Origin of the sequence: Fodinicurvata halophila (assembly GCF_042651425.1) — a bacterium.
Lineage (GTDB): Bacteria > Pseudomonadota > Alphaproteobacteria > Kiloniellales > DSM-21159 > Fodinicurvata > Fodinicurvata halophila.
Map to the genome: position 1 here is coordinate 232,954 of NZ_JBHSCW010000001.1, position 24,618 is coordinate 257,571.

At 62.6% G+C, this 24,618-nt stretch carries 20 protein-coding genes; 9 read left to right on the forward strand and 11 right to left on the reverse strand.

Going from position 1 to position 24,618, the window contains the following annotated elements; genetic code table 11:
- Positions 1-11 precede the first annotated feature (11 nt).
- From ACFOW6_RS01145 to irrA, 3 genes are all read right to left on the reverse strand, one after another.
- A complete protein-coding gene (locus tag ACFOW6_RS01145; RefSeq protein ID WP_382420295.1) occupies positions 12-1,382 on the reverse strand; it encodes a heterodisulfide reductase-related iron-sulfur binding cluster in 1,371 nt (456 codons plus the stop codon).
- Between the two features lie 154 nt (positions 1,383-1,536).
- On the reverse strand, positions 1,537-1,953 hold the full coding sequence (locus tag ACFOW6_RS01150; protein ID WP_382420297.1) for a rubrerythrin family protein: 417 nt from the start codon (positions 1,951-1,953) through the stop codon (positions 1,537-1,539).
- Between the two features lie 196 nt (positions 1,954-2,149).
- Positions 2,150-2,578 (reverse strand): iron response transcriptional regulator IrrA, encoded by a 429-nt coding sequence (gene irrA / locus ACFOW6_RS01155; RefSeq protein WP_382420299.1) that lies wholly within the window; start codon positions 2,576-2,578, stop codon positions 2,150-2,152.
- Positions 2,579-2,803: 225 nt separating this feature from the next.
- Between irrA and fabA the strand changes: the two genes are divergently transcribed.
- From fabA to ACFOW6_RS01170, 3 genes are all read left to right on the forward strand, one after another.
- A complete protein-coding gene (gene fabA / locus ACFOW6_RS01160; RefSeq protein ID WP_382420301.1) occupies positions 2,804-3,328 on the forward strand; it encodes a 3-hydroxyacyl-[acyl-carrier-protein] dehydratase FabA in 525 nt (174 codons plus the stop codon).
- A gap of 111 nt (positions 3,329-3,439) precedes the next feature.
- Entirely contained in the window at positions 3,440-4,660 is a 1,221-nt protein-coding gene (fabB, locus tag ACFOW6_RS01165; protein ID WP_382420303.1) for a beta-ketoacyl-ACP synthase I, read from the forward strand.
- Between the two features lie 42 nt (positions 4,661-4,702).
- Positions 4,703-5,530, forward strand: coding sequence for an enoyl-ACP reductase FabI (locus tag ACFOW6_RS01170; RefSeq protein WP_382420305.1), 828 nt, complete (start codon positions 4,703-4,705; stop codon positions 5,528-5,530).
- Between the two features lie 159 nt (positions 5,531-5,689).
- On the opposite strand, the gene ACFOW6_RS01175 is transcribed toward ACFOW6_RS01170, so the two are convergent.
- Both ACFOW6_RS01175 and ACFOW6_RS01180 read right to left on the reverse strand, forming a co-directional pair.
- Positions 5,690-6,238, reverse strand: coding sequence for a cytochrome b (locus ACFOW6_RS01175; RefSeq protein WP_382420307.1), 549 nt, complete (start codon positions 6,236-6,238; stop codon positions 5,690-5,692).
- Between the two features lie 229 nt (positions 6,239-6,467).
- Positions 6,468-9,404 (reverse strand): ribonuclease E/G, encoded by a 2,937-nt coding sequence (locus tag ACFOW6_RS01180; RefSeq protein WP_382420309.1) that lies wholly within the window; start codon positions 9,402-9,404, stop codon positions 6,468-6,470.
- Between the two features lie 519 nt (positions 9,405-9,923).
- Between ACFOW6_RS01180 and ACFOW6_RS01185 the strand changes: the two genes are divergently transcribed.
- The 4 genes from ACFOW6_RS01185 (at position 9,924) to ACFOW6_RS01200 (ending at position 15,425) form a co-directional block, all read left to right on the forward strand.
- Positions 9,924-11,159: an N-acetylmuramoyl-L-alanine amidase gene (locus ACFOW6_RS01185; RefSeq protein WP_382420311.1), complete on the forward strand. Its 1,236-nt coding sequence runs from the start codon at positions 9,924-9,926 to the stop codon at positions 11,157-11,159.
- 300 nt (positions 11,160-11,459) lie between these two features.
- The gene (locus ACFOW6_RS01190; RefSeq protein WP_382420313.1) at positions 11,460-13,949 is read left to right on the forward strand and encodes a penicillin-binding protein 1A; all 2,490 of its coding nucleotides are present in this window, start codon (positions 11,460-11,462) and stop codon (positions 13,947-13,949) included.
- 74 nt (positions 13,950-14,023) lie between these two features.
- A protein-coding gene (gene prfB / locus ACFOW6_RS01195) for a peptide chain release factor 2 (RefSeq protein ID WP_382420315.1) occupies positions 14,024-15,155 on the forward strand; the annotation gives its coding sequence in 2 pieces (ribosomal slippage) (positions 14,024-14,092 and positions 14,094-15,155; 1,131 coding nt in all).
- A gap of 12 nt (positions 15,156-15,167) precedes the next feature.
- Positions 15,168-15,425 (forward strand): DUF1289 domain-containing protein, encoded by a 258-nt coding sequence (locus ACFOW6_RS01200; protein ID WP_382420317.1) that lies wholly within the window; start codon positions 15,168-15,170, stop codon positions 15,423-15,425.
- A gap of 33 nt (positions 15,426-15,458) precedes the next feature.
- Here the strand turns inward: ACFOW6_RS01200 and metH are convergent, their stop codons facing one another.
- From metH to ACFOW6_RS01225, 5 genes are read right to left on the reverse strand one after another with little or no spacing between them, the layout of a single operon-like run.
- A complete protein-coding gene (gene metH / locus ACFOW6_RS01205; protein WP_382420319.1) occupies positions 15,459-18,122 on the reverse strand; it encodes a methionine synthase in 2,664 nt (887 codons plus the stop codon).
- Between the two features lie 14 nt (positions 18,123-18,136).
- Positions 18,137-19,207 carry a homocysteine S-methyltransferase family protein gene (locus ACFOW6_RS01210; protein WP_382420321.1) on the reverse strand — a complete coding sequence of 357 codons (1,071 nt, stop codon included), beginning with the start codon at positions 19,205-19,207 and terminating at the stop codon, positions 18,137-18,139.
- Positions 19,208-19,238: 31 nt separating this feature from the next.
- On the reverse strand, positions 19,239-20,102 hold the full coding sequence (locus tag ACFOW6_RS01215; protein ID WP_382420323.1) for a homocysteine S-methyltransferase family protein: 864 nt from the start codon (positions 20,100-20,102) through the stop codon (positions 19,239-19,241).
- A 1-nt stretch (position 20,103) separates the two neighbouring features.
- Positions 20,104-20,967 (reverse strand): methylenetetrahydrofolate reductase [NAD(P)H], encoded by an 864-nt coding sequence (metF, locus tag ACFOW6_RS01220; RefSeq protein WP_382420325.1) that lies wholly within the window; start codon positions 20,965-20,967, stop codon positions 20,104-20,106.
- Positions 20,964-21,956 carry an ArsR/SmtB family transcription factor gene (locus ACFOW6_RS01225; protein ID WP_382420327.1) on the reverse strand — a complete coding sequence of 331 codons (993 nt, stop codon included), beginning with the start codon at positions 21,954-21,956 and terminating at the stop codon, positions 20,964-20,966. The genes metF and ACFOW6_RS01225 overlap by 4 nt, the downstream gene beginning before the upstream one ends.
- A 366-nt stretch (positions 21,957-22,322) precedes the next feature.
- Between ACFOW6_RS01225 and ACFOW6_RS01230 the strand changes: the two genes are divergently transcribed.
- Complete coding sequence (locus ACFOW6_RS01230) at positions 22,323-22,781, forward strand: flavin reductase family protein (protein WP_382421000.1); 459 nt, start codon at positions 22,323-22,325, stop codon at positions 22,779-22,781.
- 21 nt (positions 22,782-22,802) lie between these two features.
- Positions 22,803-23,819 carry a bifunctional riboflavin kinase/FAD synthetase gene (locus ACFOW6_RS01235; RefSeq protein ID WP_382420329.1) on the forward strand — a complete coding sequence of 339 codons (1,017 nt, stop codon included), beginning with the start codon at positions 22,803-22,805 and terminating at the stop codon, positions 23,817-23,819.
- A gap of 67 nt (positions 23,820-23,886) precedes the next feature.
- Here ACFOW6_RS01235 and ACFOW6_RS01240 read toward each other — a convergent pair whose 3' ends face one another.
- Positions 23,887-24,522 (reverse strand): peroxiredoxin, encoded by a 636-nt coding sequence (locus tag ACFOW6_RS01240; RefSeq protein WP_382420331.1) that lies wholly within the window; start codon positions 24,520-24,522, stop codon positions 23,887-23,889.
- Between the last annotated feature and the right edge of the window lie 96 nt (positions 24,523-24,618).

Here is a 24,618-nt window from a genome sequence, read left to right on the forward strand (position 1 = left end):
TGAACCGGGTATCACGCAGACTGCGGCTTCAGCCCATAGGCCTGCGCAAAGAGTTCGATCGGGTGGTAGAAAATGTCCGGCACGGGCTTGCGCTCGTCTTCCGAGGTCTGGGCGTCGATGCGCTCCATGCCCTGGAGGATGTGCATTCCCGCCAGGGGACATTCCGAAGCCACGTAGGTCGGCGCGTTCTTGTAGACATCCCGGGCCACAGGCTTGCCCACCTTCAGGGCGGTTTCGAAGTTGCCCTTCTTCACGCCCCAGGAGCCGCCGTGGCCGGAGCAGCGGGGCAGCTGCTTGATCTCGGCCTCGGGCACCAGCTTCAGCATCTCGCGCGCCTTGTTGCCCATGTTCTGGGCCCTGGCGTGACAGGCGATATGCAGGGCCACGTTGCCGTCCAGGGGACCCAGTCCTTCGGCAAGCCCCTCCTTGCCGGCAATGTCCACGACATACTCCGTGATGTCGTAGGTGGCGCGTGCCAGGCGCGCAATATTCTCGTCGTCCGGCAGGATCAGCGGCCACTCGAACTTCATCATCAGGGCGCAGGACGGCGTCAGCGCGATCACGTCGTTCCCTTCATCCACCCACGGCAGGAGTTCGGCCGCGATAGCCTTCGCCCCCTCGGCCACCTTGCCGATTTCGCCCTGCTCCATCTGCGGCATGCCGCAGCATTGCGGATAGACGACCTCCGTCGCGACACCGTTGTGCGCCAGCACCCGGTGTGCCGACATGCCGATGGAGGTGGCGTTGTAGTTGGCGAAGCAGGTGGCGTAGAGCACGGCCTTGCGCCCGTGGGCCGGCGCTTCCGGATTGATCGCCGGCGCCTCGTCCCTGGCCTTCGCCTCGAAAGTCTTCGAGGCGTACTTGGGCAGGGCCGCGTTGCGGTCGATCCCCGCCAATGACTCCATCACGGGCCGGGTCAGGCTGTTCTTTGTATCGCTGGCCCAGTTGGCGAGCCCCGGAATGGCGGTGCCCAGCTTGCCGTTGCGGTCGGTCTTGGACAGCTCCCCGGCCAGGCCTTCCTTCTTGCCGTGATAGATCTCGGCGGCACGATAGCGCAGCATCAGGTGCGGGAAGTCGACGTCGAATTCATGGGGCGGCACATAGGGACAGCTGACCATGAAGCACATGTCGCAGAGTGTGCAGGCATCCACGACGTGCTTGTAGTCCGCCTTGTCGACGGTATCCAACTCCATGCTGGGGGCTTCGTCGATCAGGTCGAACAGGCGGGGGAAGGAATCACAGAGATTGAAGCAGCGCCGGCATCCGTGACAGATGTCGAAGACGCGCTCCATTTCCTCGTGGATCTTGTCCCAGTCGTAGAAATCCGGGTCGTTCCAGTTCAGGGGATGGCGCACGGGCGCATCCAGGCTGCCTTCACGCATGTGTCTCTCCGGAAAAGCTTTGCGGATCAGCTGGTATCCGCCCTCACACACGGCGACACACCGGACTCTTCCGTGCATCGTTCCATGTCGGGCGCGGGCGGCTGTAACGAAAACGGGGCCCTGCTGGAACAGGGCCCCGTCTTGTCAGCTATGCTTAGCTCATGGTTTCCAGAGCTTTCTGGAAGCGACCGGCGTGGGAACGCTCGGCCTTGGCCAGTGTCTCGAACCAATCCGCGATCTCGTCGAAACCCTCTTCCCGGGCACTGCGGGCCATACCGGGATACATGTCGGTGTATTCGTAGGTTTCGCCCGCGACAGCGGCCTTCAGGTTCAACTCGGTCTCGCCGATCGGCTCACCGGTCGCCGGATCCCCGACTTCCTCGAGGAACTGGAGATGCCCGTGAGCGTGTCCGGTTTCACCTTCCGCGGTCGAGCGGAAGACGGCAGACACGTCGTTGAACCCTTCCACGTCGGCCTTCTGCGCGAAATAGAGATAGCGGCGATTGGCCATGCTCTCGCCAGCGAAGGCATCCTTCAGGTTTTGTTCGGTTTTCGTACCCTTCAAAGCCATGATGATCTCTCCCCAATCTTTCTGGACGTTTTGACGGCCTCTTCAGAGGCTTGATTATGGCCAGATACTATGAACAAATAAAATGTATTGTCAAGTTTTTTAGATCGGTTCTAAATATTTTAGGTGTTTTGAGAGCACGAATGTTTCACCCTCGACCCCCGAACCTGCAGACCTGCGTTCTGGATCTGCGACGACCTCAGTCGTCGGACACGCGAATGATTACGTCCACACGCTGGACCTTTGCCCCGTCGGGAGGTGTGGGAACGGAATTCAGCTGCACTTCCTCGCCCGGAATATCCACGAGCTTGCCGCTGTCCTCGAAGAAGAAGTGGTGGTGGTCACCGATATTGGTATCGAAATAGGATCGCCCCGGCTCGACAACGACCTCGCGCAACAGCCCGGCATCGGTAAACTGGTTCAGCGTGTTGTAGATGGTCGCCAGAGACACACGCACACCCTGCGCCATGGCTTCGGCGTGCAGCTGCTCGGCCGTTACATGCCGCTCGACGGGCTTGCCGTCGGGTTCGAACAGGAGCTTGCCCAGGGCCAGCCGCTGCCGTGTCGGCCGCAAGCCGACCTCCTTGAGCCGTTCGATCAGTCCGCTATAGGGGCGCTGTGTTGTCATGCCCGTAATATAACGTATAAGAATGAATATGAAAGGTATTTTTCAAACGCTTAACCGGCTAATTGGAAGAAGTCGAAGTTGACCCCGGGGATTTTCCAATGTCACGCTGTCAATGAGGCTTTCCGTAAGCGCTTGAGTCGGGTATTCCCTCTCCCAAAATATCGGCACAGTGAAGAGACCGGAAGACCGCTTTTCATTCCCTATCAAGTTCCCTAAGGTGAGCCTGTGACTGAGAAGAAGAACAGCTATAGTTTTGAAGACCTTCTGGCCTGTGCGCACGGGAAGCTTTTCGGCCCCGGCAACGCACAGCTGCCGTTGCCGCCCATGCTGATGTTCGATCGCATCACCCACATCAGCGAGGAAGGCGGTGAACACGGGAAGGGCGAGATTGTCGCCGAACTGGACGTCAAGCCTGACCTCTGGTTCTTCGACTGCCACTTCGAGGGAGATCCCGTAATGCCGGGCTGCCTGGGCCTGGATGCGCTCTGGCAGTTGGTCGGCTTCTTTCTCGGGCGCACCGGTGCTCCCGGCAAGGGCCGTGCACTGGGTGTGGGCGAAGTGAAGTTTACCGGACAGGTCCTGCCGGACATCAAGAAGGTGACCTACAAGCTCAATCTCAAGCGCGTGATCCTGCGCAAGCTTGTCATGGGAATAGCCGACGGCACGGTGTTCGCCGACGACTCCCCGATCTACGAGGCCAAGGATCTCCGGGTCGGGCTCTTCCAGGCACAAAGTGTCTCTCACGGTTGATGAGACGACGGCACCGCAACTGTACTCGGCGTGTTCTCGGCTCTTCTCCATCGGCATGCAGGGTGGCAGACTGCGTAGACCTCACCATTCAGCCAGCTAAGGAATGATAACATGCGACGCGTTGTCGTGACCGGACTTGGAATTGTCTCGAGCATCGGGAACAACCGCGATGAAGTGGTGGACTCGCTACGCAACGGACGCTCGGGGATCGTGAAGGCCGAAGATTATGTGGAAATGGGCTTCCGCAGCCAGGTCAAGGGCTCCATCGATATCAATCTGGAAGACCATATCGACCGACGCCTGCGGCGCTTCATGGGCGATGGCGCCGCCTTCAACTACATCGCCATGAACCAGGCGATCGCCGATGCCGGCCTCGAGACCACGGACATCAGTCATGAGCGCACCGGCCTGATCATGGGCTCGGGCGGCCCCTCGACAGCCAACCAGGTAGAGGCCGCCGATATCGCCCGCAACAAGGGTATCCGGCGAATCGGGCCCTACATGGTGCCGCGCTGCATGTCCTCCACCAATTCCGCCAACCTCTCGACGGCCTTCCAGATCAAGGGTATCAGCTATTCCCTCTCCTCCGCCTGTTCCACCTCGGCGCACTGCATCGGCAACGCCGCCGAGATGATCCAGTGGGGCAAGCAGGACGTCATGTTCGCCGGCGGCGGCGAGGAGCTGCACTGGACACTGTCCATGCTGTTCGATGCCATGGGCGCCATGTCCGCCAAGTACAATGACCAGCCGGAAAAGGCGTCACGCCCCTATGACACGGGTCGTGACGGCTTCATCATCTCCGGCGGCGGTGGTGTTCTGATTCTCGAGGAGTTGGAGCGCGCAAAGGCCCGCGGCGCCAAGATCTATGCCGAGGTCGCCGGCTACGGCGCGTCCTCGGACGGGGACGACATGGTTGCCCCATCCGGCGAGGGTGCCGTGCGCTGCATGCGCCAGGCACTGGAAACTCTGGAAGGCCAGCGGGTCGATTACGTCAACACCCACGGCACGTCCACGCCCGTCGGCGACGGCACGGAGCTGAAGTCGATTCGCGAGGTCTTTGGCGAGGATCTGCCGAAAATCTCCTCAACCAAGTCCATGACCGGTCACGCCCAGGGCGCGGCCGGTGTCACGGAAGCCATCTACTCACTCCTCATGATGGACGAAGGCTTCCTGGCGCCCTCCATCAACATCGAGGACCCGGATCCGGAAGCCGAAGGCATTCCCATCGTGCGCAACAAGAGCGAGGACGCGGAGATCAACTGCGTTCTTTCCAATTCCTTCGGCTTCGGAGGCACGAATTGTACCCTGGCCATGCGGCGCCTGCAGGACTAGCGCGCGCCGACAACCGCAGAGGACTCGACAGAGAAAGGGCTGATGAACATGGGCTTGATGAGCGGCAAGCGTGGCCTCGTGATGGGGGTTGCGAACGATCATTCGATCGCCTGGGGCATTGCAAGGGAGATGGCCAATGCCGGCGCGCAACTCGCCTTCACCTATCAGGGCGAGGCCTTCGGCAAGCGCGTGAAGCCCCTGGCCGAATCCCTGGGCAGCGACATTCTGCTCCCCTGCGACGTGGCCGACCCCAACGGCATCGCCAATACCTTTGCCGAACTGCGCACCCACTGGGACAGCCTGGACTTCGTCGTGCATGCCGTCGCCTATTCCGACAAGGAGGAGCTGAAGGGCCGCTACCTGGACACCAGCCGGACGAACTTCGCCAAGACCATGGCTGTCTCCTGCTACTCCTTTACCGAAGTGGCCCGGGAAGCTCAGCCCATGATGAACAATGGCGGCGCCCTGCTGACCCTGACCTACCTGGGGGCGTCGCGCGTCACGCCGAACTACAACGTCATGGGCGTGGCCAAGGCCGCTCTGGAAGCCAGTGTGCGCTATCTGGCCACCGACCTGGGACCGAAGAACATCCGCGTGAACGCGATCTCTGCGGGTCCGATGCGCACGCTGGCGGGCTCTGCCATCGCCAACGCCCGCTTCACCTACGGCTGGAGCCGTGACCAGGCCCCTCTCAATCGCTCCGTCGAGCTCGAGGAAGTGGGCCGCGCCGGCCTCTACCTGATATCCGATCTTGCCGTCGGCGTGACGGGAGAGATTCACTTTGTCGATTGCGGTTACAACCTGATCGGCATCCCCAGCCCGCAGCGCATGACCCAGGACGAGGTCGACAAGGCACGCACCAACGACTGATCCCCTGCCCTTCGGATCGGGCAGACGCTCGCGACCGAGGAGTATTATTATGGACAAGCCACATCCCTGCGCCCGCTGGACCCAACGCGGCTGGGCCTCTGTCCCTGTCCTTGCGGAATGCCTCGCAGACCGGGTGCCTTGGGTACCGGTGTCGACAGGTCACGAGTTGCCGGTGGTCATCCGGGCCAGGCGCGTTTCCTTCCAGACGAACTCATGAACCAGCGCCATGAGGATGTGCACTGCAATCAGCAAGAAGAGCACCCATCCCAGTTCCCCATGCAAGGCGCCGCCGAGATCGCCCGTCCACTCGATCTCGGGCTGGAAGCTCGGGAAAATCTGGATGCCGAATACGGCAAAGCCCTCGCCGGAGCCGTATTCGCGGATGAGTGCGATCAGGGGAACGGCGATCAGCAGAAGGTACATGGCGAGATGACCGAAGGCGGCGAGGCGATCGATGGGACGGCTGTGCTCAGGTCGGCGGGCCAGGTTCGCCAGGCCCCAGAACCCCCTTAGTACTGCAAAAACAAGGATCAGGAAACCGATGGTCGTGTGGGCACCGAAGAAGAAGTCCGTCACGGCTGTATCGTCGGCAAAGTAATGGAGCAGGGCCGACACCGCCTGCCATAGCACCAGCAGGGCCATGCCCCAGTGCAGGACACGACTTACCAGGCCATAGCCCCTGCGGTGATCCATTAAACTGGTGTTCATTCCCTGTCTCCCCTTACGAGAATTTACGTCCCTGCGGGATTCGGTCTTCGCACCTGTTGATGGCTTTGATGTCCAGGAGTCGAGCCGACGGACCCGACACGACCGCCCTCACAGCAGGAGGCCGTATCCATGCCCTTGCCTTGGCAAACACTTGCCGCCCACTCGGACTGCACTGCCCCCCGGACAGAACTTCACCTGAAAGGCCTTGCCCTGGCACGGACAATGCCGGTCATTCCAGGAGGCGGTTCCACCAGCCTTTCTTGCGCGGGCGCTTCTGGGGCTGGGGCTGAGCCGGTTCCTGCTCTGCCGGGGACTGTTGCGAAGCTTCGTCAGGCTGGGCGGTTTCCCCATCATGACCATTGCTGCTTCTCGTATCCGAGGATGCCGGCTGGGTCGAGTCCTCGGCAGGCGTCTCGTCCTGACCGTTGCCAGTCGTGGGCGCGACGGGCTCCGTACCATTGACGGACCCGACAGGGGCAGCAGAGTCCTCGGCAACAGAGTCCTCACTCTGCGCCGCGGTTTTCTTCGCGGCGGTCTTGCGAGTCGAGGTACGCCGCCGCGGGGCTGATTTCTTCGCCGGCGTGGCCTCCTCGGCGGCAGCCTCCTGCTCCTCAGGCGCAGCTGTCGGCTCGGCCGCGGCCGTCTCCTCTGCCGCTTCGCTATCCTGGCTCTTCCTGCGCGTACGTCGCGTGCGCTTCTTGGGCACCGCCTCTTCGCTTTCCTCCGCCTCAGGGGCGCTTTCTGCAGGTTCGGCGGCTTTCTTGCGACGCGTCCGCTTCGGCTTGGCCGGAGGCTCCTCGGCCGAAGCCGAGGCATCCTCGGAGACGGCCTGCTCCTGTTCCGCCACATCCGCGGTGGTGTGTTCCGCCTGGGTCGCCGTCTCGGCTTCGCTCTTGCGCGAACGGCGACGTCGGCGCGGTTTCGGCTTCTCTTCGGCAGCCTGTTCCGGATCCGCCGTTTCTGCATCGGCAGCCGCGGCATTCACCTCGACCGGCTGCTCATCGGATTCCTCAGACTGGCGACCAGCAGGCTGCTCGCTCTCCTCGACACCCTCAGGCGTCTCGGATGAAGCTTCCGTCTGCTGGCTATCCTCGCCATCACGACGTCCACGACGACGACGGCCGCCCCGGCGTCCGCGACGACGGCGGCGGCTCTTCTGCTCCTCGGACTCCTCGTCCTCGCCGGCGCGGGCCTCGCTGGCCGAATGCTCCTCGTCCGTGCTTTCCTCGCTCTCGCCAGCGGCGGCCTGGGGGGCGGCTTCTTCGCCCTCGTCTTCACGACGCTTGCGCCGTCCTCCGCGACGACCGCGACGACGGCGTCCGCCATCCTCGCCGGTCTGTTGTGAGCGGCGTTCCTCCTCGGCCTCGTCATCGCTCTCGGTTTCGGGCTCCTCGGCGGCCTGGACGTCGTCCTGTTCGGGACGTGCCGCCTCGCTCTTGTCGCCAGCGACGTCATAGCTCAACCGCTGCAGGGAGAAGTCCTGGGGACTGAGCTCCGTGTCGGTCTGGGCCACGATCTGCAAACCGAAGCGCTCCTCGATCCGGGTCAGGTCTTCGCGCTTCTCGTTGAAGAGATTGAGCATCACCTCCATCGGCAGGCGCACCTCGACCTTGCCGCCGCCACGACGAACGGCCTCGTCGGTAACCGAGCGCAGCAGGGTCGAACTCACCGCATCCGGAGAGCGCAGGTGCCCGGTCCCGCGACAGACCGGACAGGCAATGTTCACGGTCTCGAACAGGCTGGGACGCAGCCGCTGACGCGACAGCTCCAGCAGGCCGAAGGGGCTTATCCGGCCCAGCTGGATGCGCGCGCGATCGTTCCGCATCGCGTCCTTCAGCCGTCGCTCGACCTCGCGATTGTGCTTGGAGTCCTCCATGTCGATGAAGTCGATCACGACAAGCCCGGCCAGATCGCGCAGGCGCAACTGTCGCGCCACCTCGTCGGCAGCCTCCAGGTTTGTCTTGAGCGCCGTCTCCTCAATATGCCGCTCACGCGTGGAGCGCCCGGAGTTGACGTCGATCGAAACCAGGGCCTCGGTCGGATTGATGACGATGGAACCGCCGGATTTCAGCTGTACGGTATGGCTGTACATCGCCTCCAGCTGTTCCTCGACCTGATGGCGATGGAACAGCGGCGCCCCGGGGTCGTTGTAGAGCGAAATCTTTCGCGCGTGACTGGGCATCAGCATCTTCATGAAGGCCTTGGCGGCCTTGTAGCCCTCGTCCCCTTCCACGAGGATCTTTTCCATGTCGCGGGTATAGACGTCGCGAATGGCCCGCTTGATCAGGTTGGCTTCCTCGTGGATCAGGCAGGGCGCCGTGGAGGACAGCGTTTTGTTCCGGATGTCGTCCCACAGCCGCAGCAGGTACTCGTAGTCTCGTCGAATCTCCGTCTTGTTGCGCTGACTGCCGGCGGTGCGCACGATGACGGCCATGCCGTCCGGAATCTCCAGTTCGGAGACAACGGACTTGAGGCGCCGGCGGTCGGTGGCGTTGCTGATCTTGCGGCTGATCCCACCGCCCTTGGCAGTGTTGGGCATCAGCACGCAGTAGCGCCCGGCCAGGGAAAGATAGGTGGTCAGCGCCGCACCCTTGTTGCCGCGCTCTTCCTTGGTCACCTGCACCAGCATCACCTGACGGCGCTTGATGACCTCCTGGATCTTGTAGCGGCGCAACAGCTGCATGCGGCGGCGTTCGACCTCGTCCACCTCGTCACCGCCCACGGTATCGACGCTGTTCTCGGTGGCGATCTCCTCGACCGAGCTGTCGCCGCCATGCTCCTCGTGATCCTCGTCGGCACCGTTGCCCTGAGCCGACGCACGGTGATCGGAGTCCTCATCGTCCTCGCCGTTCGACTCGCCCTGGACATCCTGGGCGCGCTGCTCCGCCTCTTCGGCCAGCAGCGCCTCGCGGTCGGCTATGGGAATGCGATAATAGTCCGGGTGGATTTCGCTGAACGGAAGGAAGCCGTGGCGATTGCCGCCGTACTCAACGAAGGCCGCCTGAAGCGACGGCTCGACCCGCGTTACCTTGGCAAGATAGATATTGCCTTTGAGCTGGTTCTTGGTGGCTGTCTCGTAGTCAAATTCTTCAACCCGATTGCCGCTGACCACCACAACCCGGGTTTCCCCCTGGCGGGTGGCATCGATAAGCATACGTTGTGCCATAAAAGCGTGACTCCAGTTCGCGCCCGACGGCGGCCTTGCCCCTCAAGGGTGGCGCTGCCGGAAACGCGGAAATAAGATGGGTGTGAGACTTCATTTCGAACGGCTCCAGAAAATCATACTGCGGCTTCCGCCGGGCGAGACTTTCTCTCCTGCCGGCCATGCCCTGCGCTGTTTCACGAGTGCGATACTGCATGTAAAACCGACTTCCCGGTTGAAGAGGCGGCACCCCGTCAAGGGGTTGCAAGCCGTTCTGGACGAATCCTGTTATACCTGCCGCAATGGACGGCATCCTTGGCGGCGCCTTATCGAAATGCCGCGCCTGCTTTCGGTCCGCTTCACGGAAGATGTCCGATGAACCTCTGGCTGCATCGAACTTTCAGGTTTCTCTTATACTATTAGGCCCAAAGCGTCACGACAATCCTTTTGCGCAGCGGAAAGCCATTGACACAGCCTATTTTCATTGCACTGCGGCGCACAGCGCGATATCCTTATAAATAAGCAGATTCAGGAAGATAGGCAATGATCTTCAACCGCATCTACAAAATATGCGTGGTCAGAGCGCCGACACTCCTGTTTCTCGCTCTGCTGGCGGGGCTCGTCATGAGTGGCGCCGCGAGCGCGAAGCCAGAGGTGGAGGACGCGCGAATCGGACTTCATCCGGACAAGACGCGCTTTGTCCTGGAGTTGAGCGAGCGTCCCCAGTACCGGATCTTCACGCTCGACGATCCCTACAGGCTGGTCATCGATCTGCCCGAGCTCGACTGGCCCGATCGCAAGGAAACCACGCCGGAAGCGGCCGGCCTGGTCTCGGCCCTGCGCTATGGTCTCTTCACACCGGGAACGAGCCGTGTGGTGCTCGATCTCTCCCGGCCTGTGGAGATTGCAGAGATCCTCACCCTGCCGCCGCGCGACGGTCGCCAGCATCGCCTTGTGGTGGACATGGCTGAAATCGACGCCGCCACGTTCCGGCAGCGAGCCGAGCGCGAGGTTCTCCGTTCAAATGAGGATTTCCGCGAGACCTCCGTTTCCATGCCGACACCTCCGCGCAAGCCAACCCGCGATCCGCGCCCGACTGTCGTGGTGGATGCGGGGCACGGTGGGGTCGATCCCGGCGCCATAGGTGTGTCGGGCACCCAGGAAAAGAACATTGCTCTCGAGTATGCCCGCGCCCTGCGCGACCGGCTGGAAGAGTCGGGACGCTACCAGGTGGTCATGACCCGTGACGACGACCGTTTCATCCCGCTGCGCGGACGCGTGGATATTGCCGAGAAGAGCAATGGCGACCTGTTCATTTCGCTTCACGCGAACACCAATCCCTCGAGCCGGGTGAAAGGTGCATCTGTCTATACCCTCTCGGAAAACGCCTCCGATGCCGAAGCGGCTGCGCTCGCCGCCAAGGAGAACCGGTCCGACATCATCGCCGGCGTGGACCTCTCCACCGAGAACCCCGAGGTATCCCAGATCCTCATCAGCCTGGCACGCCGCGAGGCCATGAACAGTTCGAAAAGCTTCGCCAACCTGACGGTGGAGGAGGTGGGCAAACGTGTGGACCTGCTACGCAACACCCATCGATACGCCGGCTTCGCCGTGCTGAAATCGGCCTCGGTCCCCTCGGTCCTGTTCGAGATCGGCTATATGTCCCACCCGGCCGAAGAGCGACAACTCCAGTCCCACGCCCACCGCGACAAGCTGATCGAGGGGCTTTTTCGGGCGATCGAACGCCATTTCGATGTGCAACAAGCCTACAATCGGTAAGCCGTTACCTTCGAATGGGCCTTGGCCGTGGCGTTGACAGGAGGCGTGAAGGCCCCGCCCTGCGTCTCGCGTGTGGGGCCTGCCGAGAGCTGACGACCGCGGAAGGCCAGACGGGAGGCCCGGATCTCGGCCGAACTTCTGCGGAAACGGAAAAGTCACATGACTCCTGTATCATGATTCGGTGCAACACTGTCGCGGATATGCCATATTCATGAGACGGAATGCAGGATATTCTGGGCTTGAAATACCTTTGCTCTGGGCTGAAAAGGCTCTGCCCGCGTAACGAACGAACTGATTGGCATGTTCACAAGACTCCTTTCCATTCTTTTCGGCGGCCTTGTCCTTGGGCTCGTCGTGGCCGCTGGTGCAGGCCTCTATCTGTTCTATCACTACGGACAGGATCTGCCGGACTACGAGCAGCTGGCCGACTACGAGCCGCCGACGGTGACGCGCGTTCATGCCGGAGACGGCCGCCTGCTGGCAGAGCATGCCATCGAGAACCGGGTCTTCGTGCCCATGGAGGCCGTTCCCGACACCGTCAAGCAGGCCTTCATTGCCGCCGAAGACCAGAATTTCCATACGCATCCGGGCATCGACGTCCTGTCGATCGTCAGGGCAGCCATCACGAACCTGCAGAATCTGGGCACAGACAGGCGCCCTGTCGGCGCCTCGACCATCACCCAGCAGGTGGCCAAGAACTTCCTACTCAGCAACGAGGTCAGTCTGGAGCGCAAGATCCGCGAGGCCATCCTGTCGATCCGCATGGAACGTGCCCTTCCCAAGGAGCGGATCCTGGAACTCTACCTGAACGAGATCTATCTGGGCATGGGCTCCTACGGCGTGGCGTCCGCCGCCCTCAACTACTTCAACAAGTCGATGGACGAACTGACGCTGGAGGAAGCCGCCTATCTGGCCGCCCTGCCCAAGGCACCCAGCAATTATCACCCCGTGCGCGAGACGGAGGCCGCCATCTCCCGCCGCAACTGGGTGATCGGCCGCATGCTGGAGGACGGCCACATCACCGAGGAGCAGGCCGAGACTGCCCGCGCGGCCGACCTCGAGGTGCACAGCCGCGGTGAAGCCGAGGTTACGAGCGCCGACTATTTTGCCGAGGAAGTCCGCCGCAAACTCATCAAGCGCTTCGGCGAGGACCAGGTCTACAATGGTGGCCTGTCGGTGCGCACCTCGCTGGATCCCGAGTTGCAGGATATCGCCGAGAAGACCCTGCGGGACGGTCTGATCGACTACGATCGCCGGCATGGCTGGCGCGGCGCCCTGCAAAAGATTGAATTTGGGGAACAGGGCTGGGCGAAAAGCCTCAACGAGATCCCGATTCCCCCCTCCGCCGCCCCTTGGCAGATGGCGGCAGTGCTTGAGTTGGACGCGCAGGAAGCCCGGATCGGCCTCACCGACGGATCGCGGGGACGGATCCCCATGTCCGAGTTGCGCTGGGCCAGGCCAGCGCTCGAGGACCAGAGGGTTGGAGCGGAACCGAGCCAACCCGAGGATGTCCTCGAGGTTGGTGATGTCATCCTGGTGGAAGCCCTGGAGGATGAGCAGACATCCGGGGAAGAGGAAGGCAGCGCGGCCGAGAACGGCGCTGAGAGCCTGCGCAGCTATACCTTGCGCCAGATTCCCGCCGTCAACGGGGCGCTTGTGGCCCTCGACCCGCATACGGGACGCGTACTGGCCATGCAGGGCGGCTTCTCCTACGCGAAGAGCGAATTCAACCGCGCCACCCAAGCCATGCGCCAGCCCGGCTCCTCCTTCAAGCCCTTCGTCTACCTGACGGCGCTCAACAACGGCTTCACCCCCTCCACCATCATCCTGGATGCCCCCTTCGTGGCCGACCAGGGACCGGGCCTGGATGAGTGGCGGCCCAGCAACTACACGAACCGGTTCTACGGCCCAACGCCCATGCGCGTCGGAATCGAGAAGTCGCGCAACCTGATGACGGTGCGCCTGGCACAGACCGTGGGCATTGAGAAGATCGCCGACACGGCCGAGCGGTTCGGCGTCTTCGAGAATGAGGTCACGCCGACCTTGTCGCTTGCCCTGGGCGCCGGAGAAACCACGGCGCTGCGCTTGACGGCCGCCTACGCCAAGCTGGTCAACGGAGGCAAGCAGATCACGCCAACCCTCATCGACAGGGTACAGGGCCGGCGTGGCGAGACCCTGTTCCGGACCGACGACCGGGCATGCGAGAACTGCCGCAACGTAGAATGGAACGGCCAGGCCCCACCCCGCCTTCCCGACGATCGCGAACAGATCGTCAGCCCCGGCAGCGCCTATCAGGTCGTCTCCATGCTGGAAGGCGTGGTCGAGCGCGGAACGGCAACCACCGTGAGCCAGGTGGGCAAGCCGCTTGCCGGCAAGACCGGAACCACCAACGACTACAAGGATGCCTGGTTCGTCGGCTTTTCGCCTGACCTTGCCGTCGGCATCTATGTCGGGTTCGACCAGCCACGCAACCTTGGCGGCGGTGAAGCCGGGGGACGTGTGGCCGCCCCCATCTTCCGCGATTTCATGATGGATGCCCTGGAGGACGAGCCGCCGACCCCCTTCCGCATTCCCGAGGACATCCGCCTGGTCCGCGTCGTCCATGAGACGGGCGAGGCTGCCCAGGGCCAGCAGAACGGCGTCATCTGGGAAGCTTTCCAGGAAGGTACGGGGCCGGAGGACCGCCGCCGGATCACCTCCGACGGGCGAAGCGTCAGCCAGGACGCCGACAGTGGATCCGGGGGCAGCGGCAACTCGTCCTCCGGCGGCAGCACCGGTGGGCTGTACTAACCCCGGGCAGGTCGGTTATAAGTCCGCTTCGAGTCGAGCGAGTCACACACATCAGACTTTGGGAGTAGCTGCCAATGCGCGCGGAAACGCAAGCGGTGGTCGACGAGATTCGTCAGTCGTTGACCCTGCTGAGGAGGCATCTTTGACTGGGATAATGCACTCAAGCGCCTGGAGGAGCTGAACGCTCTGGCCGAGGATCCCCAGATCTGGGACGATCCCCACGAAGCCCAGAAGCTGATGCGCGAACGCAGCAACCTGGAAGACAAGATCGAGCGGGTGCGCGGCCTCGAACAGCGGATCGACGATGCACTGACCCTCTATGAGCTCGGCGCGACCGAGGAGGACGAGGACAGCATCAAGGAAGCCCACGAGCAACTGGTCCAGATCAAGGCCGAAACGGACAAGCAGGAGACCGAGAGCCTGCTGTCGGGCGAGGCCGATGCCAACGACTGCTATCTTGAGGTGAATGCCGGGGCAGGCGGCACCGAGGCCCAGGACTGGGCGCAGATGCTGGTGCGCATGTACACCCGCTGGGCCGAAGCCAAGGGCTACAAGATCGAATGGGTCGAGGAAAGCGAAGGTGAAGAGGCGGGCCTGAAGTCGGCCACGATGGTCATCCGCGGCCCCAACGCCTTCGGCTGGCTGAAAACGGAAGCCGGGGTCCACCGCCTGGTGCGAATCTCGCCCTTCGACAGCCAGGCGCGTCGACACACGTCATTCGCCAGTGTCTGGGTCTACCCGGTCATCGATGACACGATAGAGATCGAGATCCTGGACAAGGATCTCCGCGTGGATACCTACCGTGCCTCGGGCGCCGGCGGACAGCACGTCAACAAGACCGATTCAGCCGTGCGCATGACCCACCTTCCGACAGGCATTGTGGTGCAGTGTCAGAACGATCGCTCGCAGCACAAGAACCGGGCCACGGCCATGAGCATGCTCCGCGCGCGTCTATACGAGCACGAGTTGCGCAAGCGCGAGGAAGCGGCCGAGGCGGAAGCGGCCACCAAGACCGACATCGGCTGGGGCCATCAGATCCGCTCCTACGTGCTGCAGCCCTATCAGATGATCAAGGACCTGCGCACCGGGGTGGAAAAGGGGAATGCCCAGGGCGTCCTGGACGGCGACCTGGACGATTTTCTGGAAGCTTCGCTGGCCTATCATCTGGATCGCGGATCCCAGCGCAGCGAACAGGAAACGGCCTGAGGGAGCCTGCTCATGACATCGCAGGGCAGCACCGACGGTCCGGGAATGGGCCGCTCCGAGCGCAGGCGCCGGCGGGAGGAACGCCGGGGAGCGGTAATGGATACCTCCGTGCCCTCGCCGTGCATCGCGGTCTGCCAGATGGACAGTTCAAACCGCCAGTGCATCGGCTGCCTGCGGACGATCGACGAGATACGCGACTGGGCGATCCTGACGGCAGACGAAAAACGCGCCGTTCTCGCAGCCATTGAAGAACGCAAGAACGGCGCTTAAGGTTTTCCGAGGGAGTCGGAATAAAGGGGCGGTTCAGGCCGCCTCTTTTTTCTTCCGCTGAGCCGGATCATAGGCCAGGTTCGGCGCCAGCCAGCGCTCGGCCTCTTCAAGAGACATGCCCTTGCGCTTGGCATAGTCCCTGACCTGATCCTCCTCGATCTTGGACACACCGAAATAAGCCACGTCCGGGTGAGCGAAATAATAGCCGCTGACCGAGGACGCTGGCCACATGGCACAGCCTTCGGTCAGTTCGATCCCGGTCCGCTCGGTGGCCTCCAGGAGCCTGAAGAGTTCCGGCTTTTCTGTATGGTCCGGACAGGCCGGATATCCGGGTGCCGGACGGATACCCTGGTACTTCTCGGCGATGAGGTCCTCGTTGCTGAGCTTCTCATCGGGCGCATAGCCCCAGAACTCCTTGCGCACGCGCGCATGCATGTGCTCGGCAAAGGCTTCGGCGAGCCGATCGCCCAATGCCTGGACCAGGATGGCATTGTAGTCGTCGTTGTTGTTCTTGAGCTCCGTGGAGATTTTCTCCACCTCGGCGCCCGTCGTGACGGCAAACGCACCGAAGTAATCCTCCACACCACTGTCCTTGGGCGCGATGTAGTCGGCCAGCGCCAGGTGCGGACGATTCTTGCCGCTGCGATCCATCTGCTGACGCAGGGTGTGGATGTAGCTCAATACCTCCTCACGGTTCTCCTCGGTGTAGAGCTCGATATCGTCGCCCACCGAGTTGGCCGCCCAGAAACCGATGACGGCACGCGGACGGAACCACTTCTCGTCGATGATCCGCTTCAGCATCTCCTGGGCGTCTTTGAAGAGGCTGCGCGCTGTCTCGCCGACCTTCTCGTCCTCCAGGATGGCCGGATAGCGTCCGGAAAGCTCCCAGGTGGCGAAGAAGGGCGTCCAGTCGATGTACTGGCTCAGTTCCTCCAGGTCATAGTTGTCGAAGGTCATGAGTCCCAGCTGTCCCGGACGCGGCGGCGTGTAATTCTGCCAGTCGAGCTGCAGCCTGTTGGCGCGCGCGTCCTCGATGGCCACCTGCTTGCGCCCGGCGCCCTTCTTCTCGTGCTTCTCGGCAACCTCCCGATATTCCTCACGTATCTGGGCGACATAGTCGTCCTTCTGCGTCTCGGACATCAGCTTGCTGGCCACGCCCACGGCGCGGGAGGCATCCAGCACGTGGACCACGGGCCCGCTGTAATGGGGGTCGATCTTCACCGCGGTGTGCACCCGGCTGGTGGTCGCCCCGCCGATCAGCAGGGGCAACTCGAATCCCTGGCGCTCCATCTCCGCGGAGATATAGCTCATCTCCTCCAGGCTCGGCGTGATCAGGCCGGACAGCCCGATGATGTCGACATTCTCCTGCTTCGCGGTCTCGAGGATCTTCGCGCTGGGCACCATGACGCCCAGGTCGAGCACCTCGTAGTTGTTGCACTGCAGGACCACACCGACGATGTTCTTGCCGATGTCGTGCACGTCGCCTTTCACGGTGGCCATCAGGATCTTGCCCTTGGCCTCCTGCTTGCCCTGCTTTTCCGCCTCGATATAGGGCAGCAGATAGGCAACGGCCTTCTTCATGACGCGGGCGCTCTTGACCACCTGCGGCAGGAACATCTTGCCTTCGCCGAACAGGTCGCCGACGACGTTCATACCGTCCATCAGCGGCCCCTCGATGACTTCGAGCGGCTTGTCGAACTGCTGGCGGGCCTCTTCGGTATCTTCCTCGACCCAGTCGGCGATGCCGTGCACCAGCGCATGGGTCAGGCGATCGCCCACCGAGCTCTCGCGCCAGCTCAGATCGGCCTTCTTCTTCTCGCCGCCTTCCGTGTACTTGTCGCTGAGCTCCAGAAGACGCTCGGTCGCATCCTCACGACGGTTCAGGATCACGTCCTCGACCGCATCGCGCAGGTCCTCGGGAATGTCCTCGTAGACCGTGATCTGGCCCGGATTGACGATCCCCATGTCCATGCCGGCCTGGATGGCGTGATAGAGAAAGGCCGAATGCATGGCCTCGCGCACGGCGTCGTTGCCACGGAACGAGAAGGACACGTTCGACACACCGCCCGATATATGGGCGTGAGGCAGGTTCTCGCGGATGCGGCGCGTGGCCTTGATGAAGTCCACGGCGTAGTTGTCGTGCTCCTCGATCCCGGTACCGATCGCGAAGATGTTGGGGTCGAAGATGATGTCCTCGGGTGGAAAGCCGATCTTCTCGGTCAGGATCTTGTAGGAGCGCTCACAGATCTCGAACTTACGGTCCTCGGTATCGGCCTGACCCTTGTCGTCGAAAGCCATGACCACCACGGCGGCACCGTAGCGCTTCAGCTTGCGGGCCTGCTCGAGGAACGGCTCCTCGCCTTCCTTGAGACTGATGGAATTTACCACCGGCTTGCCCTGGACACATTTCAGGCCGGCCTCGATGACCGACCACTTGGAGGAGTCGATCATGATCGGAATGCGGCTGATGTCGGGCTCGGACGCAATCAGGTTCAGGAACTTCACCATGCAGGCTTCGGCATCCAGCATGGCGTCGTCCATGTTGATGTCGAGGATCTGGGCGCCGTTCTCGACCTGGTCGCGCGCAATATCCAGCGCGGTGTCGAAATCGCCTTCGGAAATCAGGCGCTTGAACTTGGAGGAACCGGCAACGTTTGTGCGCTCGCCGATGTTTACGAAACGGGCTGTTTCAGTCATGTATCACAGCCTCCTTATCTTGGAAGGGTAAAGGGTTCGAGGCCGGAAAGCCGCAGCAGCGGATCGAATTCCGGGAGTTCGCGTGGCTTCTTGCCTTCGACGGCCTTGGCGATGGCCTCGATGTGTTCGTAGCGGGTGCCGCAGCAGCCACCGACGATGTTCAACAGGCCATTCTCCGCCCAGGACGAGATATGCTCGGCCATCTCTTCCGGCGTCATCTCGTACTCGCCGAACTGGTTCGGCAGGCCGGCGTTGGGGTGCGAACTGATGCGTATATCCGCCACGCGGGAGAGTTCCGCGATGTGCGCACGCAGTTCGCTCGGCCCCAGGGCGCAATTCAAGCCCACGCTGAAAGGCCGGACATGCCGTACGGAATGCCAGAACGCTTCAGGTGTCTGGCCCGAGAGCGTACGCCCGGACAGGTCCGTGATCGTCCCGGAAACCATGATCGGGACATCCTCGCCCAGTTCCTCCAGCAGCTCGTCGACGGCATAGAGCGCGGCACGGGCATTCAGTGTGTCGAAGATGGTCTCGACCATGATTAGGTCGACATCCCCCTCGATCAGCGCCTTGGCCGCCTCGTAGTAGGCTTCGTACAGTTCATCATAGGTGACGTTGCGCGCCCCTGGATCGTTCACGTCCGGTGAAATGGACGCCGTGCGCGAGGTTGGTCCCAGGACACCGGTTACGAAGCGCGGCTTGTCCGGGGTTTTCTTCGTCATTTCATCCGCGGCCTCGCGCGCCAGGCGCGCACTCTCCTTGTTCATCTCATAGGCCAGCTCGGACAAATCGTATTCGATCTGGCTGATGGCATTCGCGTTGAAGGTATTGGTCTCGATGATATCGGCACCGGCCTCCAGATACCCCAGATAGATCTCCTTGATCAGGTCGGGCCGGGTCAGGCTCAGGATATCGTTGTTGCCCTTCAGATCCTTCGAATGGTTCGCGAAGCGGGAACCGATAAAGTCCGCATCCTCCAGCTTCTGGTCCTGGATCGTCGTGCCCATGGCACCATCCAGGACAAGGATTCGTTCGCGTGAAAGTTTTTGTAGAGCGGCCACACGGGCCGCACGTCCGGTAGTCATGAAAACTCAGCTCCTTTCGGGAGTATCTTTGTCAGCTCAACTCGGCCAGAAGGGGATCCGGCCTGATCAGGCTTGAAGGTGGCTCGCTCTCCTCCACCGTGCCAAGACGAGCGCGCAAGGCAGCATTCAGGGGGCGCAGGCTGTCTTCCGCTTCCAGACGCAGCAGGCGATCGAGCTCGGCCGTGTCTTCGGGAGTGTCGCCACCCCCCAGCAGGCTGATCCCCTCTTCGTCGATAGCGCGGCGCAGCCAGCGTCCGCGCGAGGGCGCGCCGGGGCGATAGAAGATCACGCCGTCAGCCAGGGCGCGAGCGTGATCGGAAAAGGCTGTCCCGTCAACGCCGCCTTGCAGGAAGATGGGGGCCCTGGCGCCGACAGTCGCTCGTGCCCTTGCAGCACCATTCAGGAACATCGGTGCACGGCCGACCCCTGGCGTGATGTCCAGGACGATGCCGTCGACCCCGCCCGACAGCAAGCCTTCCACCTGCAGCGAGACGGCACGCTCGATCTCCTTCGGCGTGGTGTCCCAGCCCTGATCCCGGACCAGGCCCAGCACGAAGCGGCGACGACCGCGGCCTGGCACGGCATCCACGGCCTCGCTGGCAATCTGCGCGGCCGCATGATTGAGATAGAAAGCGTGATCGGCCAGGCCGATGGCGTCCAGCGACAGAGGAGAGGCATCCAGCGTATGGGTGCGCAACACATCCGCCCCGGCACGCAGATAGGCCTCGTGAAGGTCACGCACCAGACCCGCGCATGTCAGATTGAGAAGCTCCAGGCAATCTTCCGCTCCCCAGAGATCCCGATCGACATCCAGGTCCTGCTGACGCAGCCGGCGGGCCAGAGACCCGTCGGTCAGCAGGACGCGGCTGTCCAGGGCGTCATGAAGGCAACGCATTTCAGGCCGCCTCCTCCTCCAGGCGCGGCTGCAGTCCCAGCTGACGGCACACCGCATGGGTCAGCGGGGCCCGGTTCAGCGTATAGAAGTGGAAGCGGTCCACACCTTCAGCCTGGAGCGCAGTGCAGAGCTCTGCTGCAATGATGGCACCGACCTGGCCGCGGGTTTCCGGATCGTCGTCCAGGCCCTCGAAGCGCTGGCCCACCCAGTCCGGAACGATGGCGCCGCACATGTTCGCGAAGCGCACCATCTTGTGATAGTCGTGGACAGGCAGGACGCCGGGGACCAGCGGAACGTTGATGCCGGCCTTGTCCGCCTTGTCGCGGAACCGCAGGAAGGCCTCGACATCGAAGAAGAACTGGCTGATCGCCCGTGTCGCTCCGGCATCGACCTTGCTCTTCAGGTGCTCGATATCGGCATCCTGCGAAGGCGAGTCCGGATGAACTTCGGGATAGCAGCCGACAGAGATGTCCTTGGCACCGCGATTGGCCAGGACTTGGACCAGATCAGCCGTATTCTCGTAGCCTTCGGGATGCGGCTTGTAGGGCTGCCCCGGTTCCGGCATGTCGCCGCGCAGCGCGACAAACCGCTTGATGCCATAGCCCATCCAGGTGTCTATGAGCTCGTCGATCTCGTCCTTCGACTGCCCCACACAGGTCAGGTGAGCAGCGGTCTCGAAGTCCTTGCGCTTGCCCAGCTCCTTGAGAATGCGATTGTTCACATCCCGGCTGCTGCCCCCGGCTCCATACGTCATGGATACGAATTCGGGCTCGAGCGGTGCCAGCTGGTCCAGCGCCTCGTAGAGTGAAGCCTCGGACTTTTCGGTGCGAGGCGGGAAAATCTCGAAGGAAACTTTAAGAGTCATGAACTGACGGCCTCCTGACCGTTCGTTATTGCATCGTTTGCCTGCTTTGCAGGAACATCATTGGCCGGACGACGGCCCAGCCAGACGGATACGGTTATCTCTCCGCCACGCAGGCGGCTGGGGGACTCCGCGACCAGGCCGTTCTCCGCGAACAGGCCCTCGATCGTCATGTCCCCAAACCCCAGCCAGCGGTGCGCGTGCTCCTCACGCAGCTCATGCCGGTTGTGGGGCGTGAAATCGACGATGATCAGCCGGCCGCCGGGTCGCAGGACGCGCGCGGCCTCCGCGATCGCACCGGCGGGGTGACCAGCATAGTGAAGCGCCATGTGCAGGGTGACCGCATCGAAGCGTCCATCCTCGAAGGGCAGCTGCAGCATGTCCGCCTGACGGACCTGGCAGTTGCGCAGGCCGCTGCGGAACAACTCGGCCCGGGCGACGGTCAGCATGTCGCGGGACAGATCGATGCCCACGGCATTGCTCACGTTGGGCCCCAACAGCTTCAGCACATGCCCCGTGCCTGTGGCTATATCGAGCAGATCTCCTGCCGGCTCCTTCTCAAAGAAGCGTTTCAGCACGGCGTCCACCTCGGCCGGATCGGCATGGAGGGCCCTGAGCCGCGACCAGTTGGTTGCATTGCGACGGAAATAGGCCGCCGCCTTGGTCGCCCAGTTTTCCTGCACCGACTGGAGGCGCACCAGGTCCCGGGCATGCTGCGGATCGCTTTCCGGCAGCAGGTCCGCCACCTGGCGCGCAAGAGCTCCGTTACCGTGTCCTTCCGCCAGGCGATAATAGGCCCAGCTGCCCTCCTGGTGACGCTGCAGAAGGCGCGCCTCAACCAGCAGCTTGAGATGGCGCGAGACGCGCGGCTGGCTCTGACCAAGGATCTCCACGAGATCACTGACGGTCAGCTCAGCCCGGGCACAGAGAGCCAGAATGCGCAGCCGTGTCGGCTCCGCCACCGCTCTCAGACCTTGCAGCAGCTCGTCCATCTAAAGCCAAACTCCCTTTCGAATATGGACATAAAGATATCTTTATATGCTTATGAATGCAACCCCCTCCCGGACCCCGAGGCCAGACGGCACACAGCATGCTGTTCTGTCCCGCCATGGCCGGCGATTTCGGCTCTTTCCGGCGACAAAGTTTGACCTTGCGGTTGCCATTGCGGCTGGCATCGTCAATATCAGCCTCGACCAGCGTCGGAACCGGCCGCAGCGACGAAGGGAGAACGGACCATCACAGCCGAAGAAAAACGCCAGGAGCACGGACGCAGCACCGCCGCGCGGCAGGAAACCGCTGGGCCGAACCTGCTGAGCCACTGCGCCGCCGGCACCAACAACGCAGGTCTGCGCGAGGCCCTGGGCAGCTACGCGACCGGTGTCTGCATCGTGACCACGGCGACTGCGGAAGGCGCCCCTATCGGGCTTACCGTGAACTCCTTCAACTCCGTGTCCCTGGAACCCCCGCTGGTCCTGTTCAGCCTGGCCCTGCGTGCCATGAGCCTGCCGATCTTCCAGCAGGCCGAACATTTCGCGGTCAATCTGCTGAGACGCGAACAGGCTGCCCTGTCACAGCGCTTTGCGAAGCCGCTGGCCGATCGCTGGGCCGGAGTCGACTATTACAGCGGCAGCATTGGTGGCTGCCCCCTGCTGCCCGGCAGCCTGGCCATCTTCGAATGTACGCGTCATGCCGTTCACGAAGGCGGCGATCACGTCATCATCGTCGGAGAGGTCCGCCGCCTGCATTGGGAAAGCAATGCCGAACCCCTTGTCTATCTGCGCGGCCGCTATGGCCATTTCGTCTCCGAATCGGACTGAGCGGAAGGACAGCTGCCTGTCATGATGATCCTGCGCCATTACGAGAACGTGCCGGAAGCTGCCCGGGGTGCGGTTGTCGTGATCGGCAACTTCGATGGCATTCACCGTGGACATCAGGCACTGATTGCCAAGGGGCGCCGCTTGGCCGAGGAGTTCGGAGCCCCCCTCGCCGTGCTGACCTTTGAACCGCATCCGCGCAGCTACTTCCAGCCCGACCAGGCGCCCTTCCTACTGACGCCCTTCCGCGTGAAGGCCCAGCTGATCGCGGCGCTCGGCGTCGACGTCCTGGTGGTGCAACGCTTCAACAAGGCCTTTGCTTCGCTGTCCGCCGAGGATTTCATCGCCTCTGTCCTGGCAAAGGGGCTGCACGCCCGTCATGTGCTGGTGGGCGAGAACTTCCGGTTCGGAAAGGGGCGTGCAGGTGACCTGGATCTGCTGGAACGTGAGGGCCGCAGGCACGGCTTCGCGGTGACCGGAATGGGACTGGCCGGTGCACCGGCCAAGACGGACCCCGACAAGCCGCAGGAGGTCTTTTCCTCCAGCCTGGTGCGCGAGTACCTGCGCGAGGGCAGCCCCACACGGGCCGCCCTGCTGCTCGGCCGCTACTGGGAGATCGAGGGCCGCGTCCAGACCGGTGCCCGCCGCGGACGCACGCTCGGCTTTCCCACCGCCAACATCGCGCTCAAGAAGGACATGCTGCGCCCGGCCTACGGCGTCTATGCCGTGCGTGCCACCCTGGAAGGCCAGGGCGCGCCGCACTGGCGGGCCGGTGTGGCCAACCTGGGGCTCAGCCCCATGTTCAACTATCAGGAGCCGCTGCTCGAGGTCTACCTGTTCGACTTCGAAGGCGACCTCTACGGCCGCAACATGCGCGTGGCGCTGATCGACTACCTGCGCGGCGAGATGACCTTCGACAGCCTGGACGACCTCAAGGACCAGATGGCCGAGGACAGCCGCCGCGCCCGTGCCACGCTCGCCTGGGAGGACTGGGATGCCCAGTGGCCGGCCGGCCCCTTCCTGACACCTCCGCAACAATAGTCTTGAACGAAAAACGGGGCCGGCTGTTGGGCCGGCCCCGCTGCTTGCCTCTAATCGCGTCTTGCGTTCAGGCGTTCGGCTGCTTGGTCACGCGCAGATAGGGCTTCTGCTCGTCCCAGCCCTGCGGGAACAGCTTCTGCGCTTCCTCGTTGCTGAGCGAGGGGACGATGATGACGTCCTCGCCGTGCTTCCAGTTGACCGGCGTGGCCACCTTGTAGCCATCGGTCAGCTGCAGGGAATCGATGGTGCGCAGGATCTCGTCGAAGTTCCGTCCGGTGGAGGCCGGATATGTGAGCGTCAGGCGGATCTTCTTGTTGGGGTCGATGATGAAGACCGAACGCACCGTCAAGGTGTCGTTGGCGTTCGGGTGAATCATGTCATAGAGGTCGGAAACCTTGCGATCCGAATCTGCCAACAGGGGGAAGTTCAGCCCCTGGCCCTGGGTTTCCTGGATGTCGCCGGCCCAGGACTTGTGATCGTCCACCGGATCGACGCTGAGGCCGATGACCTTCACGTTGCGCTTGGCAAATTCCGGGACCAGCTTCGCCGTATAGCCCAGCTCGGTGGTGCAGACCGGCGTGAAATCCCTGGGATGAGAAAAGAGTACGACCCAGCTGTCCCCGGCCCATTCATGGAAATTGATCGGGCCTTCGGTGGAATCCTGGGTGAAGTCGGGCGCTGTATCGCCGAGACGAAGGGTCATGGCTTACCTCCTTGCCTATAAGCAGGCTTATGCGAATTGCTGAGAGTCAAAGAAATGGCACTTCTCGCATTTTCCTGCAAGAGTTAACTGGACAAT